This is a genomic window from Streptomyces sp. NBRC 110028 (assembly GCF_001417735.1).
In the GTDB taxonomy this organism is placed as follows: Bacteria; Actinomycetota; Actinomycetes; order Streptomycetales; family Streptomycetaceae; genus Streptomyces.
Genome location: NZ_BBUZ01000038.1, coordinates 116552 through 133130, shown reverse-complemented (window position 1 = coordinate 133130; position 16579 = coordinate 116552). Strand labels below are relative to the sequence as shown.

General features: G+C 73.1%; 15 protein-coding genes and 3 pseudogenes. 9 read left to right on the top strand and 9 right to left on the bottom strand.

What is annotated here, in order from left to right; all coding sequences use genetic code 11:
• Positions 1 to 162 (top strand): annotated as a pseudogene (locus ASC60_RS41155) (serine/threonine protein kinase); the annotation flags it as partial.
• A gap of 43 nt (positions 163 to 205) precedes the next feature.
• On the opposite strand, the gene ASC60_RS30535 reads toward ASC60_RS41155, so the two are convergent.
• A complete protein-coding gene (locus ASC60_RS30535) occupies positions 206 to 2272 on the bottom strand; it encodes an NPCBM/NEW2 domain-containing protein (protein ID WP_055556605.1) in 2067 nt (688 codons plus the stop codon).
• A gap of 372 nt (positions 2273 to 2644) precedes the next feature.
• Between ASC60_RS30535 and ASC60_RS39970 the strand changes: the two are divergent.
• Positions 2645 to 3163: pseudogene (locus ASC60_RS39970) on the top strand (hypothetical protein); the annotation flags it as partial.
• 192 nt (positions 3164 to 3355) lie between these two features.
• Positions 3356 to 4390 carry an NUDIX hydrolase gene (locus ASC60_RS30525; RefSeq protein ID WP_055556601.1) on the top strand — a complete coding sequence of 345 codons (1035 nt, stop codon included), beginning with the start codon at positions 3356 to 3358 and terminating at the stop codon, positions 4388 to 4390.
• 116 nt (positions 4391 to 4506) lie between these two features.
• Here ASC60_RS30525 and ASC60_RS30520 read toward each other — a convergent pair whose 3' ends face one another.
• Complete coding sequence (locus tag ASC60_RS30520) at positions 4507 to 5868, bottom strand: dipeptidase (RefSeq protein WP_055556599.1); 1362 nt, start codon at positions 5866 to 5868, stop codon at positions 4507 to 4509.
• 148 nt (positions 5869 to 6016) lie between these two features.
• Between ASC60_RS30520 and ASC60_RS30515 the strand changes: the two genes are divergently transcribed.
• Positions 6017 to 7258, top strand: coding sequence for a geranylgeranyl reductase family protein (locus tag ASC60_RS30515; protein WP_055556597.1), 1242 nt, complete (start codon positions 6017 to 6019; stop codon positions 7256 to 7258).
• Positions 7259 to 7282: 24 nt separating this feature from the next.
• Here the strand turns inward: ASC60_RS30515 and ASC60_RS30510 are convergent, their stop codons facing one another.
• Entirely contained in the window at positions 7283 to 7735 is a 453-nt protein-coding gene (locus ASC60_RS30510) for a nitroreductase family deazaflavin-dependent oxidoreductase (protein ID WP_055556596.1), read from the bottom strand.
• Between the two features lie 137 nt (positions 7736 to 7872).
• Here ASC60_RS30510 and ASC60_RS30505 point away from each other — a divergent pair, with 137 nt between their 5' ends.
• Positions 7873 to 8580 carry a TetR/AcrR family transcriptional regulator gene (locus ASC60_RS30505; protein ID WP_055556594.1) on the top strand — a complete coding sequence of 236 codons (708 nt, stop codon included), beginning with the start codon at positions 7873 to 7875 and terminating at the stop codon, positions 8578 to 8580.
• Positions 8581 to 8715: 135 nt separating this feature from the next.
• A pseudogene (locus ASC60_RS30500) lies at positions 8716 to 9120 on the top strand (LuxR C-terminal-related transcriptional regulator); the annotation flags it as partial.
• 18 nt (positions 9121 to 9138) lie between these two features.
• Here the strand turns inward: ASC60_RS30500 and ASC60_RS30495 are convergent.
• Genes ASC60_RS30495 through ASC60_RS30480 form a run of 4 tightly spaced genes read right to left on the bottom strand, consistent with a single transcriptional unit; the run spans position 9139 to position 12353 of the window.
• Positions 9139 to 10038 carry a DUF2797 domain-containing protein gene (locus ASC60_RS30495; protein WP_055556592.1) on the bottom strand — a complete coding sequence of 300 codons (900 nt, stop codon included), beginning with the start codon at positions 10036 to 10038 and terminating at the stop codon, positions 9139 to 9141.
• Positions 10035 to 10280 (bottom strand): DUF6332 family protein, encoded by a 246-nt coding sequence (locus tag ASC60_RS30490; protein ID WP_055556590.1) that lies wholly within the window; start codon positions 10278 to 10280, stop codon positions 10035 to 10037. The genes ASC60_RS30495 and ASC60_RS30490 overlap by 4 nt, the downstream gene beginning before the upstream one ends.
• A 56-nt stretch (positions 10281 to 10336) precedes the next feature.
• Complete coding sequence (locus tag ASC60_RS30485; RefSeq protein WP_055556588.1) at positions 10337 to 11071, bottom strand: maleylpyruvate isomerase family mycothiol-dependent enzyme; 735 nt, start codon at positions 11069 to 11071, stop codon at positions 10337 to 10339.
• 49 nt (positions 11072 to 11120) lie between these two features.
• Entirely contained in the window at positions 11121 to 12353 is a 1233-nt protein-coding gene (locus tag ASC60_RS30480; protein WP_055556586.1) for an MFS transporter, read from the bottom strand.
• On the opposite strand from ASC60_RS30480, the gene ASC60_RS30475 reads away from it, so the two are divergent.
• Both ASC60_RS30475 and ASC60_RS30470 read left to right on the top strand, forming a co-directional pair.
• Positions 12344 to 13597, top strand: coding sequence for an ROK family protein (locus tag ASC60_RS30475; RefSeq protein ID WP_199831086.1), 1254 nt, complete (start codon positions 12344 to 12346; stop codon positions 13595 to 13597). The genes ASC60_RS30480 and ASC60_RS30475 overlap by 10 nt on opposite strands.
• Before the next feature lie 121 nt (positions 13598 to 13718).
• Positions 13719 to 14012 carry an SHOCT domain-containing protein gene (locus ASC60_RS30470; RefSeq protein WP_055556582.1) on the top strand — a complete coding sequence of 98 codons (294 nt, stop codon included), beginning with the start codon at positions 13719 to 13721 and terminating at the stop codon, positions 14010 to 14012.
• 73 nt (positions 14013 to 14085) lie between these two features.
• Here ASC60_RS30470 and ASC60_RS30465 read toward each other — a convergent pair whose 3' ends face one another.
• Together ASC60_RS30465 and ASC60_RS30460 are read right to left on the bottom strand one after the other, a co-directional pair.
• On the bottom strand, positions 14086 to 14736 hold the full coding sequence (locus ASC60_RS30465) for an ATP-binding protein (protein ID WP_055556580.1): 651 nt from the start codon (positions 14734 to 14736) through the stop codon (positions 14086 to 14088).
• 215 nt (positions 14737 to 14951) lie between these two features.
• Complete coding sequence (locus ASC60_RS30460; RefSeq protein WP_055556578.1) at positions 14952 to 15278, bottom strand: hypothetical protein; 327 nt, start codon at positions 15276 to 15278, stop codon at positions 14952 to 14954.
• Between the two features lie 193 nt (positions 15279 to 15471).
• Here ASC60_RS30460 and ASC60_RS30455 point away from each other — a divergent pair, with 193 nt between their 5' ends.
• Positions 15472 to 16575, top strand: a complete 1104-nt coding sequence (locus ASC60_RS30455; protein WP_055556576.1) for a PLP-dependent cysteine synthase family protein — start codon at positions 15472 to 15474, stop codon at positions 16573 to 16575.
• Positions 16576 to 16579 lie beyond the last annotated feature (4 nt).

Here is a 16579-nt window from a genome sequence, read left to right as displayed (position 1 = left end):
TGCCAGGAGAATCTGAACCGTCCGGAGCGGTACGGCAAGTGGACGAACGTCTGGTGGGCGAGGACGGACGACGACAACGGCAACAAGGACGTCTACGTCAGCGATGTGTACGTCCGGGGCGGCGACAACGACCAGCCCCTCCCCGGGCTGCCGGTCTGCTGAGCCGGCGGCACGGGGGAGCGGGCCGGTCGCCGGGGCGGTCGCGTCAGCAGGTGAACGCCGCGTCCGCCCAGTCCCCGTGGTCGCTGGTGATGTCGTCCCCGCCGTCGGTGGTGACCAGCCGGACCGTCGTCGCGCCGTCGACGGCGGCGGTGACGGTCTTGGCCGGATCGGCGTTGGTCAGCGTCCCGGTCGACAGCACCTTGGCGCCGTCCGCCCACACCTCGAAGGCGACCGTTCCGGCGGTGCCCTCCTCGTCGTCCACGCCGACCTTCGCCGTGAACGCGGTGCAGTGGCCACCGGTGTAGTACGTGACCTCACTGGGCGCGTGCACGCCCAGGCCCTTGGCATGGGCGGTGCCGTCGAGGGTGAGGGGATGTCCGTCGCCGGCCGCGTTCTCGCCGACGCTGGTGTCCTTCTCGACCGGTCCCCAGCCGTTGACCGCGTTCAGCCACGGCAGATCGCTCGCGTAGGTGGCGCCGGTGGGCGGAGCGACCACCACATGGACCGGGATCGGCAGCCCGGTGCTGACCTCGCCGCCGCGCGCCGAGCGGTAGTCGGCCCGGAGGGTCAGCTCGTACGCCCCCGGTGTGGCGTCCTGCGGGGCGGTGACCTGCCAGCGGGTGGCGAGCCTGCTGCCGGTGGGCAGGGTGGCGGCCTGGGTCGGCGAGGTGGTCCTGACGCGCCAGCCGTCGGGGCCGGTGAGCCGGACCCGGACCTGGTGGGCCGGGGTGCCGCCGAGGTTGCCGAGCGCCGTCTCGACCGGTGCGGTGGTTCCCGCCTCGGTGAACGGTGAGGCGCCGAGGCGAAGTTCGGCGGCGGGCGGGTAGGACGCCCAGCGCTTGTCGGCGGAGACCCGGTAGAGCACCGTGCCATGGGCGGGGACGGTGGCCGCCACGGAGCCCGCGGTGTTGTGGTCCTGGTGCTGCCACAGATCGCGCAGCCGGTACCCGTCCGCCGGCGGCAGGCCGAGGCGGGCCGCGGTGGTGGCGATGCGCTGCGGCTGGTCGGTCTCGTTGAAGAGGGCGACGGCGCGGCCGCCGTCCGCCAGCTCCTTGGAGATCACCCAGCGTCCGCCCTCGGAGGAGAGCACGGTGCCCTGCTTGCCCAGCGGGTCCTGGTCGACGGCGATGACGTCGCGGTTGCCGAGGATCTGATACGTCGAGGCGTCGGCCTTGCGCAGATCGGTGCCGATCAGCAGCGGCGCGGCCATGACCGACCACAGCGAGAAGTGGCTGCGGTACTCGGTGTCCGTCATGCCGCCGTTGCCGACCTCGAGCATGTCCGGGTCGTTCCAGTGGCCGGGCCCGGCGTACGGGGCGAGCGGCAGGTTCTCTTTGGCGATCGACAGCATGCTGCCCCAGGAGTCACTGATGTCACCGGTGGTGCGCCAGAGTTGGCCGACATCCGCCGCCCATTCCCAGGGCTTGTTCTGCCCCCATTCGCAGATGCTGTAGACGATGGGGCGACCGGTGGTCTCGGAGGCGGCCTTGAGCGCGTCCCGCATGGTGCGGTAGCGCTGCTTGGCGTCTACTCCCTGGTTATTGCAGTTGTCGTACTTGAGGTAGTCGATTCCCCAGTCGGCGAACTGCTGGGCGTCCGATCTTTCATGGCCCAGCGCGCCGGGGAACCCGGCCGTGTTGCAGGTCTTGGTGCCCGCGCTGGTGTAGATGCCGATCTTCAGGCCCTTGGAGTGGATGTAGTCGGCGACGGCCTTGATGCCGTTGGGGAAGCGCGCCGAGTCCGCAACGAGCTTGCCGTTCGCGTCGCGCTGCGGCAGCGCCCAGCAGTCGTCGAGGTTGACGTAGGTGTATCCGGCGTCCTTGAGGCCCTTGCTCACGAAGAGGTCGGCGATGCCCTTGACCATCGCCTCGTTGAACTCCGCGCGGCAGTGGGTGGAGTTCCAGTTGTTGAAGCCCATCGGCGGGGTGAGCGCGAGCCCGTCCCCGGACAAGGTGGTCTCGGCCGCTCGGGCGGTCTGCTCCGAGGGGGCGGGCCGGGCCGCGGCCGGCTGGGCGGCGGCGGGGAGGGTGAGACCGGCCGTGCCGAGCAGCGCGGCCGCCAGTCCTCCGATGACTCGGTGTCTCGCGGTGCGTAAAGAGCGGTGGCGCATGATGCGGTTCCTCCGTCTCAACGGGGTGACGGCAGCGTCGCGGGACGCGTCACATGCGAGCGTTTACGGTAGGCCGTGTTGGAGTCTGTTGGAAGAGATGGGATAACAGTTGTTCGATATCTCGTCAAAATCCTTGACTGGGCCGCCACTTGGTCGAGGTGATCCAGCCATCCGCGTTCGGTTGTGTTTGATTGGATCCTCTGTGGAGGGCTCATGGCGCAGTCATCGTCAGGACATCGGATCTCCCGCCCTGCCTTGCTCCGGGTACCGCGGTCGGAGCCGGGGCGGTCACCCTCCCGTCACTCCTCACCGGCTGCGGCGGTCCGGGCAATGAGGTGAAGATGGGCCCCAACGCCTCGGACGGTTCGCGGGCTATCGCCTGCGGTTCTTCGCCGAGCAGGGGCAGTTCGGCCCCGCGCCGGCTATTTCTCGCTGCCGCGCCATCTGTCGTTCGGCTACTGCCGGCAGGCGTTCGTCGACTCCGGAATGAGCGAGTATTTCCTCAACTCGATCCTCATCGCGGCCCCCGGAGTGCTGGTGACGCTGTTCCTCGCGTCCTTCGTGGCCTTCTCCGTCACCCGGCTGAAAACGCGGGGCGGCTCGTTCTGCTGATGGTGTTCACGGCGGGGAACCTGCTGCCGCGGCAGGTCGTCGTCACCCCGCTCTACGCCCTGTTCATCACCATGGAACTGCCCTACTGGATGTCGGACTCGATGACGATGTACGACTCCTACCGGGCCGTGATCGCCGTCCAGGCCGCGTTCCAGGTCGGCTTGACTCAACCTGTCGGCGGCGGGCTCGGGGCTGGTCGCGCTGCCCACCGTGCTCGTCTTTCTGCTGCTCCAGCACCACTTCATCGCCGGGCTCACGCTCGGCGCCAACAAGGGCTGATGGGTGAGGGGCCACCGTGGCGGAAGGGGTCAGGGCGGCCTGTGTGACGTGTGGGGTCCGGTGACACCAGGCCCCCGCGGCGTCCCACGTCGGGGAATCGGGAGGGCCTGATCCGTCACTCAGTCGTATTCGGGCGTTTCCGTGGCAGGGTGATGCGGGCAACTGTCAGGAGGCGATGGATTAGGGGGAAATGTGATCGTCTGGCTGAACGGTGCGTTCGGCGCGGGGAAGACCACCGCGGCCCGTGAGTTGGTGGACTTCATGCCCGGCAGCACGTTCTACGACCCGGAACTGGTCGGAAACGGTCTGCGCATGATGCTGCCGCGCAAGCGTCTGGAACAGGTCTCCGACTATCAGGACCTGCCGTCGTGGCGGCGGCTGGTCGTGGACACGGGAGCGGCGTTGATCGCTGAGGTCGGCGGCCCGCTCGTGGTCCCGATGACGGTCCTCAGACAGGAGTACCGGGATGAGATCTTCGGCGGCTTCGCCGCCCGGCGGATCCCCGTGAGGCATGTCCTGCTGCACACCGATGAAACGATCCTTCGCCGGCGGATAGCCGGGCGCGAGGAGATACCCGGCGACGCGGACGCCAGCGAGTCCGTGCGCCGCTGGTGCCTGGACCACCTCGCGCCCTACCGTGCGGCCCTCGGCTGGCTGACCACCGACGCCCATGTGGTCGACACCACCGGGCTCACCCCGCGCCAGACCGCCGAGCACATCGCCGACGCCGTCCGCGAGGGCGCCGGGAGCTGCGACATCGTGCAGACGCCCGAGCCGACGGCCGAAACCCTGGCGGCCGGGGTCCTGCTCTTCGACGAGGCCGACCGGGTGCTGCTCGTCGACCCCACGTACAAGCCCGGCTGGGAGTTCCCCGGCGGCGTCGTCGAGCGCGGCGAGCCGCCGATGCGCGCCGGGCGCCGCGAGGTGGCCGAGGAGCTGGGCCTGCGGATCGACGAGCCGCTGCGGCTGCTGGTCGCCGACTGGGAACGCCCCCAGCCGCCCGGCTACGGGGGCCTGCGGCTGCTGTTCGACGGCGGCCGGCTCACCACCGGGGAGGCCCAGGAGGTGCTGCTGCCCGGCGCCGAACTGCGCGGCTGGCGCTTCGTCACCGAGGCCGAGGCCGCCGACCTGCTGCCCCCGGTCCGGCTCAGCCGCCTCCGCTGGGCGCTGCGCGCCCGCGAACAGGGCCGCACGCTGTACCTGGAGGCCGGGGCTCCGGTGGGCTGAGCGCCCGCCCCGCCCGTACCGTACGCCGGCGCGGCAGCGCGTCGCCCCGACGGGGCGGCCCCCGGTCAGGTCCGGGGGCCGCCCGGCCGGGACGCGGGGCCGGATCCGGGAGCCGGTCAGCTCTTCTTGCCGGTCGCGTACGTCGTCAGGAACAGCGCCTCGGTGAGGGCGAGCCTTTCCAGCTCCTCCAGCGACACGCTCTCGTTGACCGCGTGGATCTGCGCCTCCGGCTCGCTCAGGCCGATCAGCAGGATCTCCGCCTCCGGGTACAGCGAGGCGAGCGTGTTGCACAGCGGGATCGAGCCGCCCTGGCCCGCGATCGCCATCTCCTGGCCGTCGTACGCCACCCGCATGGCCGCGCGCATCGCCTCGTACGCCGGGCTCCCGGTGTCCGCGCGGAACGGCTGGCCCTGGCCGATCTGCTCCACCGCGACCCGCGCGCCCCACGGCGCCGCCGCCTCCAGATGGGCGGCCAGCAGCCGGTTCGCCTCGGCCACGTCCACGCCCGGCGGCACCCGCAGGCTGACCAGCGCCCGCGCGCTCGCCTGGACGGAGCCGGTGGCACCGACGACCGGCGGGCAGTCGATGCCCAGCACCGTGACCGCGGGGCGGGCCCAGAGGCGGTCCGCGACCGTGCCCGAGCCGATCAGCTCGACCCCGTCCAGCACCCCGGCGTCCTCGCGGAAGTCCTCCTCCGGGTAGCGCAGGCCCTCCCAGGTGCTGCCCGGGTCGAGGCCGTCGATCGTCGTCGAACCGTCCTCCGCGCGCAGCGAGTCCAGCATCCGGATCAGCGCGGCGAGCGCGTCCGGGGCGGCACCGCCGAACTGGCCGGAGTGCAGGTTCCCTTCGAGGGTGTCCACCGAGACGCGCAGCTGTGTCATCCCGCGCAGCGTGGCGGTGACGGTCGGCAGCCCCACCCGGAAGTTGCCCGCGTCGCCGATCACGATTGCGTCGGCGGCCAGCAGCTCCGGATGCGCCTCGGCGTACCGCTCCAGGCCGCCGGTGCCCTGCTCCTCCGAACCCTCCACGATCATCTTGACGTTGACGGGGGCGCCGCCGTGCTCCTTCAGCGCGCGCAGCGCCGTGAGATGCATGATCACGCCGCCCTTGCAGTCCGCCGCGCCGCGCCCGTACCAGCGGCCGTCCCGCTCGGTCAGCTCGAACGGCGGGCTGAGCCAGGCGTCCTCGTCCAGCGGCGGCTGCACATCGTAGTGCGCGTAGAGCAGCACTGTCGGCGCGTCGGCCGGGCCGGGCAGGAAACCGTAGACGGACTGGGTGCCGTCGGGGGTGTCCAGCAGCGCCACGTCCTGGAAGCCCTCGGCGCGCAGCGCGGTCGCGACCCACCGCGCGGCGGCCTCGCACCCGCTGCGCGGGAACTGCGCCGGGTCCGCCACCGAGGGGAAGGCCACCAGCTCGGCCAGCTCGGCCAGGGCGCGGGGCCGCAGAGCGGCGACGGTGGCGGCGAGGTCCTGTTCCATGGGGGAACGCTCCTGGGATACGCGGCGTTGGGGGATGGGACGCGGCTTGCGCGGTGGCCCGATCATCCCACAGCGGGTCCGGCCGACAGCGAGCCGTAGGATGCCCGGTAGGCGCATGCAGGACGGGCGATTGGGAGCGGAAGCACACGTGAGCAGCGACAACGCAACCCCGGACAAAGAGACGGTATGGGACGTCGTCGTGGTCGGCGCGGGGCCCGCGGGTGCCTCAGCGGCCCACGCCGCGGCGTGCGCCGGCCGCCGGGTGCTGCTGCTGGAGAAGGCCGAACTGCCGCGCTACAAGACGTGCGGCGGTGGCATCATCGGCCCGTCGCGCGAGGCGCTGCCGCCCGGTTTCGAACTGCCGCTGCGCGAGCGCGTCCACGCCGTGACCTTCTCCATGAACGGCAAGCTGTCCCGGACCCGCCGCTCCAAGCACATGCTGTTCGGGCTCATCAACCGGCCGGAGTTCGACGCCGGTCTGGTCGAGGCGGCCAAGGACGCGGGCGCCGAGGTGCGCACCGGTGTGGCCGTCAGCCGCGTCGAGCAGCACGGCCCGTCCGTACCGGACCGGCGTACCGTGGCCGTCGTCCTCGCGGGCGGCGAGACGGTGCTGGCGCGGGCCGTGGTCGGCGCGGACGGCAGCGCGAGCCGGATAGGCGCGCACGTCGGGGTGAAGCTGGACCAGGTCGACCTCGGTCTGGAGGCGGAGATCCCGGTTCCGGAGACGGTCGCGGAGGACTGGGCGGGCCGGGTGCTCATCGACTGGGGTCCGATGCCCGGCAGTTACGGCTGGGTCTTCCCCAAGGGCGACACGCTGACCGTCGGCGTCATCTCGGCGCGCGGCGAGGGCCCGGGCACCAAGCGCTATCTCGAGGACTTCATCGCCCGGCTCGGCCTCGCCGGATTCGAGCCGAGCATCTCCTCCGGCCATCTGACCCGCTGCCGCGCGGACGACTCGCCGCTCTCCCGCGGCCGGGTGCTGGTGTGCGGGGACGCGGCCGGGCTGCTCGAACCGTGGACGCGGGAGGGGATCTCCTTCGCGCTGCGCTCGGGCCGTCTCGCGGGGGAGTGGGCGGTGCGGATCGCCGAGGCGCACGACGCGGTGGACGCCCGGCGGCAGGCCCTCAACTACGCCTTCGCGATCAAGGCCGGTCTCGGTGTGGAGATGGGCGTCGGCCGCCGGATGTACGCGGTGTTCGCCCGCCGCCCCGGGATGTTCCACGCCGCGCTCACCGGATTCCGCCCGGCGTGGCGCGCGTTCACGAAGATCACGCGCGGTACGACGACGCTGGCCGATCTCATCCGCACCCATCCGGCGGCCCGGCGGGCCCTGGCGGCGATGGACCGGAGCCGGCAGACGCCCAGCGACCAGGGCACTCAGGCGCCGTAGCGCGTTCCTCGCGTCCGGGAGCGCTCAGGCGTCCGTGGTGGTGATGCGGAAGACCGGGTGCAGGGGGGCGATCCGGGCGAGTTCGGCGTCGGGGGAGGTGGCGCTCACGCCGTCGAAGAAGGCGCCGACCTCCCACCCCCACCGCCCCAGATAGGCCCGCAGCACCGCCGTCTTCTCCTCGCCCTCGGGGAGTTCGGCGGCGGTGAACGGCCGCGTTCCGCACCCCTTGCGCAGTTGTCCGCCCCCGGCCGCCCGCAGGTTGCGCACCCACTGGGCGTTGCCGCGCGCCGAGACGAGATAGCGCCCGCCGTCCAGGGGCAGCGGGTTGACCGGGACGCGCCGTGGCGCCCCGCTGGTCCGGCCGGGTACGGACAGCTCCGCCGCGCCGAAGAGGCTCAGGCCGTGGCGGGCCAGCCAGGCCACGGCGCGGTGGGCGGGCATCTCGAAGCGGCGGGGTGCGAGGTAGTGCTGTGTCATGACGTCCTCCGTCTGGCCGTGAGCCACGATGAGAGCAGTGCTCTCGTTCAAGAGCAGTGTGCACCGTGCCGTACGTCCCGGCAAGAGCACTGCTCTCGTTTTGGGTCGCCGCTCCGGAAGGTGGCAGACTGGACCGCATGACCGCGATCCGAGGGGCCAGGGAACGGGCCCGCGCCGACGTGACCGCCGCCATCAAGGAAGAGGCGCGCCGCCAGCTGGCCGGCCAGGGCGCGGCCAAGCTGTCGCTCCGGGCCGTCGCCCGCGAGCTGGGCATGGTCTCCTCCGCTCTCTACCGCTACTACCCGAGCCGCGATGAGCTGCTGACCGCGCTCATCGTGGAGGCGTACGACGCGATCGGCGCCGCCGCCGAGGCCGCGCTCGACGCGACGCGCGGCGACGGCGAGCCCGTGGCGCGCTGGACCGCGGTCTGCCGGGCGGCCCGGGCCTGGGCGCTCGCCCACCCGCATGAGTACGCGCTGATCTACGGCTCCCCGGTGCCGGGCTACTCGGCGCCTCAGGACACCGTCGCCCCCGCCGCCCGCGTCGCCCTCGCCCTCATCGGCGTCGCGCGCGACGCCCACGCCGCGGGCGCCCTGCGCGTACCGGAGGAGGCGGAGCTGCCGGAGGGGGTGCGGGCGGATATGACGACGCTGGCCGACGTCCTCGGCGGTCCCGGCGCCGAGCTGCCCGCCGCGGCGCTCGCTGCGCTCGTCGCGGCGGTGGCGCAGATGTTCGGGATGATCAGCTTCGAGCTGTTCGGCCAGTTCCAGGGGGTGGTGGAGGCGCGCGAGGAGTTCTTCACGCACACCGCCGCCGCCCTGGGACGGCAAGCGGGGCTGGGATAGCGGGCGGTACTCCGGGGCCTGCTCCGGCGGGAGTACGGGCGGCCACCGCGCGCGGGGGACGCCGTAGGCGGGTGGCCGGTCTAGCGTTACCCGTATGCACGCATTCACGGGGGAGCGGGGGCCGGGGCGCGGGCCCTGGACGAATACGTCTTCGAGGCCATCCGCGGCGGCGCCTCGGGCTTTCTGGTCAAGGACACCGAGCCGGAGGAACTGCTGCGCGCCGTGCGGGCCGTGGTCGACGGCGACGCGCTGCTGTCGCCCGGGGTCACCCGCCGCCTCATCGCCGAGTTCGCCGCACGCTCCAAGGAGCCGGCACCCGCCTCGGTCCTCGCGGAACTGACCGAGCGGGAACGGGAGGTGATGGCCCTGGTCGGGATCGGGCTGTCCAACGAGGAGATCGCGCGGCGGCTGGTCGTCAGCCCGCTCACCGCCAAGACCCATGTGAGCCGCACGATGGTCAAGCTGGGCGCGCGCGACCGCGCCCAGCTCGTCGTCCTCGCCTATGAGTCCGGGCTGGTGCGCCCGGGATGGCTGGGCTGACGGACCCCGGCCCCCGCGTCAGAACAGCGCCTCGGGGCTCGCGGCCGCCCGTGCCGGAACCTCCACCGGGGCCGTGGTCTCCGCGTCCGCCGCGGCCGCGCCGAGCGGACGGCCCGCCAGCAGACGGCCGTCCAGCAGCAGGAGGCGGCCGTCCGGCGCGGTCAGATGGATGTCCGGCCCCGCCACGCCCTCCACGCGTCCCGCCACCGTGCGATCGGCGGCGAGCCGGATCACCCCCCGCACCGGACGCAGCCGCTCCAGGTGGAACGCCTCGTCGTGGTGGACCGGCGCGAAGGCGCTGAGGGCCAGCGACTCCGGCAGGCCGCCGAGCCCACCCGCCCGCGCGTGCAGCGCCGCGAGCTCGGCGGCGCGGCGCTCCCGGGGCGGCGGTTGCTCGCGGGCGGCGCGCTTGGCGGCGTACGGGAAGCGGTCCGGGACGCCGAGCGCGGCGCCCAGCACGGCTTCCGCGCGCCGCGCGGCCATCAGCGGGCCGCGGCCGAGCAGGGCGTACGAGAGCGCGGCCTGCTCCAGCAGCCGCACGCCCTGCCGCTCGGCCGCCGTGATGCCGACCTTGACCAACCCGGGTCCGAACCAGGCGAGATAGACGTCGTACGGGCGGGGGTCGTCGGCGTGGGTGTCGGCGGCGACCGAGTACGAACGGTCGAGCCGGGCGCAGTCCGCGCACTGCGCCGAGACGGCCGACGCGGCCACCTCCGCGCCGTCCGGGCACGGGGTGTGCCGGGCGCCCCGGCGCACCCCGGTGCAGTGGCGGCCGGGCCCGGTGGTGAAGGCCAGCGGGCGGCCGGGCGTCAGCGCCGACGTGCGCTCACCGTGGGCCGCGTGGCGCCACAGGAGCGCGGGGCCGGAGCCGGAGGACCAGCGCAGCCCCGCGCACCGCCACCGCCGGTCTCCGGTCATCCGCCCTTCCTCCGGGGCGGCAGCCACAGCACCCTGATGACGCGGTGGACGAACCCGGCGGTGGCCGCGATGGCGGCGGCCGTCCGCCACGCCGTCTCCTGGGCCCGCCCCAGTTCGCCGAAGAGCGCGGGGCTCGCGACGGCGACGAACAGGACGGCCGCCAGCAGCGCGCCCGTGACGACGGCGAACACGATCTCCACGGTGAGCGCGTCCCGGTCGGCCTGGCTACGGGGTCCGGTCATCGGGCATCAGTCCTCTGTCGGGTCCGGAAAATGGTTCACCTCTCGCTGCTTTCCGCTCACACGCGCGAGTGCTCCCGCCACACCTGCGCCAGCGACAGATCGCCCTTGCCGCTCAGCGCGCTGTACGGCAGCCGGTTCCACACGACGAGATACAGCTCGCCGACCGGGCCGGTCAGCTCGCAGTCCGCGTCCCCCTCGGCGCCGCGCGTGGTGTGCGGGGGCTCTTCGGAGAGCCGCACCGTCCAGACATCGTCGGTGTCGGTGGCCCGCAGCCGCAGGGTGCGCGGGGTGTCCAGCCGCACCCGGCTGCGCTCCATCCCGTGGAAGCGGACCAGCAGCTCATCGATCCCGTCCGCCGCGAAGGCCGGGTCGAACGGCGAGTGGTCGGCCCCCAGCGCCGATTCCGCGTCGACCCGGTGGATCGCCGTCTCATGGGCCTGCCGCCGGGCCCAGAACGCCAGCGGCGAGGGGGCGGGCAGGAAGGTGAAGGCATCCAGGGCCGGATCGGCGTCGGTCAGCGCCTTGACCAGCGCCCGATGACCCTCCCGGTACCACGCCACCAGCTCGGCGCCGTCCTGCTCCGGCTCCTCACTCAGCTGAACCCGCTCGGCCAGGCCCTCGGTGACATAGCGGGCCGCCCACCGGTGCACCCGCCCGATGTGCGACAGCAACTCCCGGACCTGCCACCCGGGGCAGGTGGGCACCCGGGCGTCCGTGCCCGCCTTGGCCGCGGCGTCGGCCAGCAGGTGTCCCTCACGGTCCAGGACGTCGATCAGCTCGGCAATCTCCATGGCGGAATTCTGCCAGCCGTCACCGACAAGCGGGGTGACCTGGCGGAATTCAACCAACCCCGGGGCGTGCGACGTTGCGCGTGGCGTACGCGACGACGGCCGCGACCGCCGCCAGCCCCGCGACCGTGGTGAGCGCGGCGGGCAGCGAGAACCAGTCGGCGAGGAAGCCGATCACGGGCGGGCCCAGCAGCATGCCGCCGTAGCCCAGGGTGGAGGCCGCGGCGACCCCGCTGGGGCCGGTCAGCGCGCCCGCCCGGGCGATGGCCACGGGGAAGAGGTTGGCCAGGCCGAGCCCGGTCACCGCGAAGCCGAGCAGGGTGAGCCAGACCGTCGGCGCGAGCGCGCCCAGCAGCATCCCGGCCGCCGCCGTGGCGCCGCCCGCGGCCAGCGTCGTGGTCTGGCCGAGCCGTTCGAGCAGCATCGTGCCGGACAGCCGCCCGATGGCCATCGTCAGGGCGAAGACGGAGTAACCGGCGGCGGCGACCCCGGCGGACGCGTCGAGGTCCTGGTGGAGATGGAGCGCGGCCCAGTCCGCCATCGCGCCCTCGCCGTACGCCGTGCACAGGGCGATCAGGCCGAACACGGCGACCAGCCAGCGCGCGGGCCCCCGCCGCGCTCCGCCGGCCGCCTCGGCCGCCGGGCTCGTATCGGTTTCGGGCGGCGACGGCGGCGGAACGGAGAGCAGCGTCCGGCCCGCGCCCGCCGTGAACACCAGCCCGACGGCGGCCAGCAGCGCCAGATGGCGGGTGGGGGAGAGATGGTCCGCGAGCAGCCCGCCGAGCCCCGCCCCGGCCATGCCGCCCAGGCTGAACGCCGCGTGGAAGCCGGGCATGACCGGCCTGCGCAGCGCGGCGATGAGATCGACGGCCGCGCTGTTCATGGAGACGTTGAGCCCGCCGAAAGCGGTCCCGAAGACCAGCAGCACCAGCCCGAGGGCGAGCGCGGAACGGGTCAGCGGCGGCAGGGTGACGCTGAGCGAGAGCAGCGCGGCGAGGGCGACCGTCGTGGCGTGGCTGCCGAAGCGCCGGCAGAGCCGGCCGGTGATCATCATGGTGGCCGTGGCGCCCACCGACACGCACAGCAGGGCCAGCCCCAGGGCGCCCGCGGAGGCACCCGTCTGGTCCTTGATCGCCGGAATACGGGCCACCCATCCGGCGAAGACGAAGCCATCGAGGGCGAACAACGCGGTGAGGGAGGCGCGGAGTTGGGAAAAAGCGCGCTCGGGGGTGGCGGCGGCGCGTTTCCCCGTCATGGCCGTCCATGTTTTGTTTGATGTCGGCACAAAGTGAGAATAGGGGCGTGACCCAGACACGGACAAGGCTCGAGCGGGGCCGGGGAGCTCTCGGCCCGGCACTGGCGCTCGTACACACCGGCCGCGCGCCCACCCGCGCGGTGCTCACGACCGAACTCGGGGTGACCCGCGCGACCGCGGGAGCCGTCGCCGCCGAGCTGGAGGCGCTCGGCCTGATCGAGGTCGACGCGCGCCCGCTCGGCTCGGCGGGGGCGCAGGGCCGCCCGTCGCACCGGCTGGCGATCGCCCCGCGCGGACCCGTCGCGCTCGCCGCCCAGGTGCACGCCGACGGCTTCCGGGCGGCGCTCGTCGGGCTCGGCGGCGCCATCGTCGCCACCGCCCCGGGCCGCATGACGGTGCCCGCCGACCCGGCGCACGTCCTCGACGCGGTCGTCGAGGCCGGGGCCGAGCTGCTCCGGGAGACCGGCCGCCGCTGTGTGGGCGCCGGACTTGCGGTGCCGTCCGCGGTCGCCGAACCGGAGGGCACCGCGCTGAACCCGCTGCACATCGCCTGGCCCGCGGGCGCGCCGGTGCGCGAGCACTTCACCCGGAGCCTCGCCGCGGCGGGCATCCGCGGCGCGGACGGGGAACCCCTCACCGGCCACGCGGGCAACGACATCAACCTCGCCGCCCTCGCCGAACACCGGCACGGTGCCGGGCGCGGCGCCCAGCACCTGCTGTGCGTCGCCACCGGGCACCGGGGCGTCGGCGGCGCGCTGGTCCTCGACGGACGGCTGCACACCGGCAGCGCGGGGCTCGCCCTGGAGGTCGGCCATCTGACCGTCAACCCCGAGGGGCCGCCATGCCACTGCGGCAGCCGCGGCTGTCTGGACATCGAGGCCGATCCGCTCGCCTTCCTGGGCACCGCCGGCCGCGACCCCGGCCCCGAGAGCTCCCTGCTCCAGCAGGCGCGCGACCTGATCCGCGGGGACTACGCCGAACCGTCGGTGCGGGCCGCCGCCGAGCAGCTCATCGACCGGCTGGGCCTCGGGCTCGCCGGGCTCGTCAACATCCTCAACCCCGATCGCATCATCCTCGGCGGCCTCCACCGCGAGCTGCTGGAGGCCGACCCGGAGCGGCTGCGGGCGGTCGTCGCCGAGCGCAGCCTGTGGGGCCGGAGCGGTGGCGTGCCGATCCTGCCGTGCACGCTGGACCACGGCAGCCTGGTGGGCGCGGCGGAGTTGGCGTGGCAGCCGGTGCTGGACGATCCGCTGGCGGCGCTGGGCGCGGCGTAGCGGTACCCGCCGTACTCCCCGGGGACGAGACGAACTGCCCTCGGCCGTAGGACGACCCGGGCTCCGCCGGGCGGGACGCTCGGAGGTGAACCTTGCGGAACCACCGAGGAGCGCGATCACCATGAACACCCTGGCGCACGGCTTCGCCGACGGACCCGGGCCCGGCCCGTGGATCGTCTTCTTCCCCCTGATGTGGGCGCTGGTCGCCGGCGGCGGGATCTTCCTGCTGCGGCGGACGGTGTGGCGCGGACGCGCCCCCTGGCAGCAGGGCCGCCCGGCGCTCGGCGAGCAGTCGCCGATCGTGGTGCTCGGGCGCCGCTTCGCGGCCGGTGAGATCGATGAGGACGAGTACTGGCGGCGGCTGTCCGTCCTGGACGAGCAGTTCGGCCGTCACCCCAAGGGCGCCGCCGGCTGAGCGCTCGGACGTCCGGGCCGTCCCGTCCGTCGTGGGGCGGGGCGGCCAGGACGCCCGGTGACGATCCGTACGCTCAGTGGGATACGGCCGATCGGGCGGCCGGTGCCCGCTCCCGTACGGGCGGTGCGGGCGGTGCGGGCGGCACCGCCGAGACGGATGCCGCCGCCGGTGCGGGGGCGGGCGCCGCCACGGGAGCCGGTGCGGACACGGGGGTCACCGGAGTCACCGGGGACACCGGGGCCGGTGCGGAGGCCGGAGTGGGGGCCGCCGCCGGGCGCGAGACGGTCGCGCGGTGCGGCGGCGCGGTGCGGGCGGCTCCATGCGCCGCGTACGGCGAGCCGGTCACGGCGGCGGGCTGCGGCACGGCCAGGGAGAACCAGACGACCTTGCCGGCGCCGTCGTCCCGTACGCGCATCCCCCAGGTCTGGCTGACCGCCGCGACCAGCGCGAGCCCCCGGCCGTGCGTGGATACGGGGTCGCACGCGCGGACCCGGGGCAGCCGCGGATCCTGGTCGCGGACCGAGACCGTCAGGCGGTCCAGCATGAGGGCGATCTCCACCGTGCACTGCTTGTCCGGCTCGGCATGCCGGTGCACATTGGTGAGCAGCTCGGTGACGCCGAGCGCGGCCGGGTCGATGAGCGGATCCAGATGCCAGTAGCGCAACTGCGCCGACACGATTCTGCGGACCTGACCGATCCGCGACGGCAGGGCTTGCAGCTCCACCGTGCAATGCCTGCTAGGACGACTGATCACGGCTGCGACTCCCTGAAGAAGTTGGGGCTAGCCTGATGCAGATGCGGGCGACGAACGCGTGCAGCAGTGGTGGCTGCTGTGCGCGACCGGTGGGCCGGTTCTCAGCGTCACCGCTTGTTGACCCTCAGTGATACTGATGCTCGTCCAGGGTCGGTCCCCCCGCGCGCATGCGCAACTCGGCCGGCTCACCCCTTGCGGGCGTGCCCCCGGGCGGATCGGACGGCGTCGAGGAAGCGGCTGGCGGCCCCGGACCCGGAGGGCTTGGCCGGGTCCTGCTGGCCGAGGGTGAGGCGGTAGCGGGTCCCGTTGACGGTCGCCATGGCCTGGTCGCCGTCCACGAACCACGGTTTGCTCGCCCGGACCGACTGCACCGGGGCGCTGTCGATTTCGCGCCCGTAGCTGGTCAGCAGCTCCAGCCTGCCGTCCTTGATCGAGACTTGTCCGGCGCGGGTGACCGAGCGCAGGAATCGCTCGATCCGTACGCCCCTGGCGTTGAACTCGGTATCGGCCATCACGACCGCCTCCCCGGTGGCTTCCGACTGGCAAGCGCTGCTGCCTCATTCTCCCTGCTGCGCAGTCTGCCTGTGACCGGGCCGCCGCACCAGGGCGCACCGGGGGCCATTTAGGATCGAAACGGACCGAGTATGCCACTCGGACCGGGCACGGGGCACAAGTACGAGGAGCGGCGTGGACAGTACGACGCGGATGGTCGTCGACACGGTTGACGTGGACCGCAGCGACCACGACTACCGGAACTGGCTCAAGGAGGCCGTCCGGAAAGTGCAGGCCGACGCGCAGCGTTCCGCCGATACGCACCTGCTGAGCTTCCCGCTCCCGGAGCGGTGGGGGATCGACCTGTACCTCAAGGACGAGTCCACCCATCCCACAGGGAGCCTCAAGCACCGGCTCGCCCGCTCACTGTTTCTCTACGGGCTCTGCAACGGCTGGATCCGCCCCGGCAAACCCGTCATCGAGGCGTCCAGCGGCTCCACCGCCGTCTCTGAGGCGTACTTCGCGAAGCTGATCGGCGTCCCCTTCATCGCGGTGATGCCGCGCACGACGAGCCGGGAAAAGTGCCGCCTGATCGAATTCCATGGCGGCCAGTGCCATTTCGTGGACGACCCGCGGAAGATGTACGAGGAGTCCATGAGGCTGGCGGATGAGTCCGGGGGCCATTACATGGACCAGTTCACCTACGCCGAAAGGGCGACCGACTGGCGAGGCAACAACAACATCGCCGAGTCGATCTACCAGCAGCTGCGGCTGGAGCGCTACCCCGAACCGGCCTGGGTGGTCGCCACGGCGGGCACCGGCGGCACCTCCGCGACCATCGCGCGCTACGTGCACTACATGCAGTACGACACCCGGGTGTGCGTCGCCGACCCGGAGAACTCGTGCTTCTTCGACGGCTGGGTGGACCACGACGCCCACGCGTGCAGCGATTCGGGTTCCCGTATCGAGGGGATCGGCCGTCCCCGGATGGAGCCCAGCTTCGTGCCCGGCGCGATCGACCGGATGATGAAGGTCCCGGACGCGGCGAGCGTCGCCGCCGTACGGGCGCTGGAGCGGGCGATCGGCCGCAAGGCGGGCGGGTCCACAGGCACCGGGCTGTGGAGCGCGCTGAAGATCGTCGCGGAGATGGTGGCGCGGGGGCGCACGGGAAGCGTGGTGACGCTGCTGTGCGACCCGGGGGAGCGGTATCTGGACAAGTACTACTCGGACGCCTGGCTGGAGGAGCAGGGGCTGGACATCGAGCCGCACGCGAAGGCGATCGACGCCTTCCTGACGACCGGTCGCTGGCCGGACTAGCGAA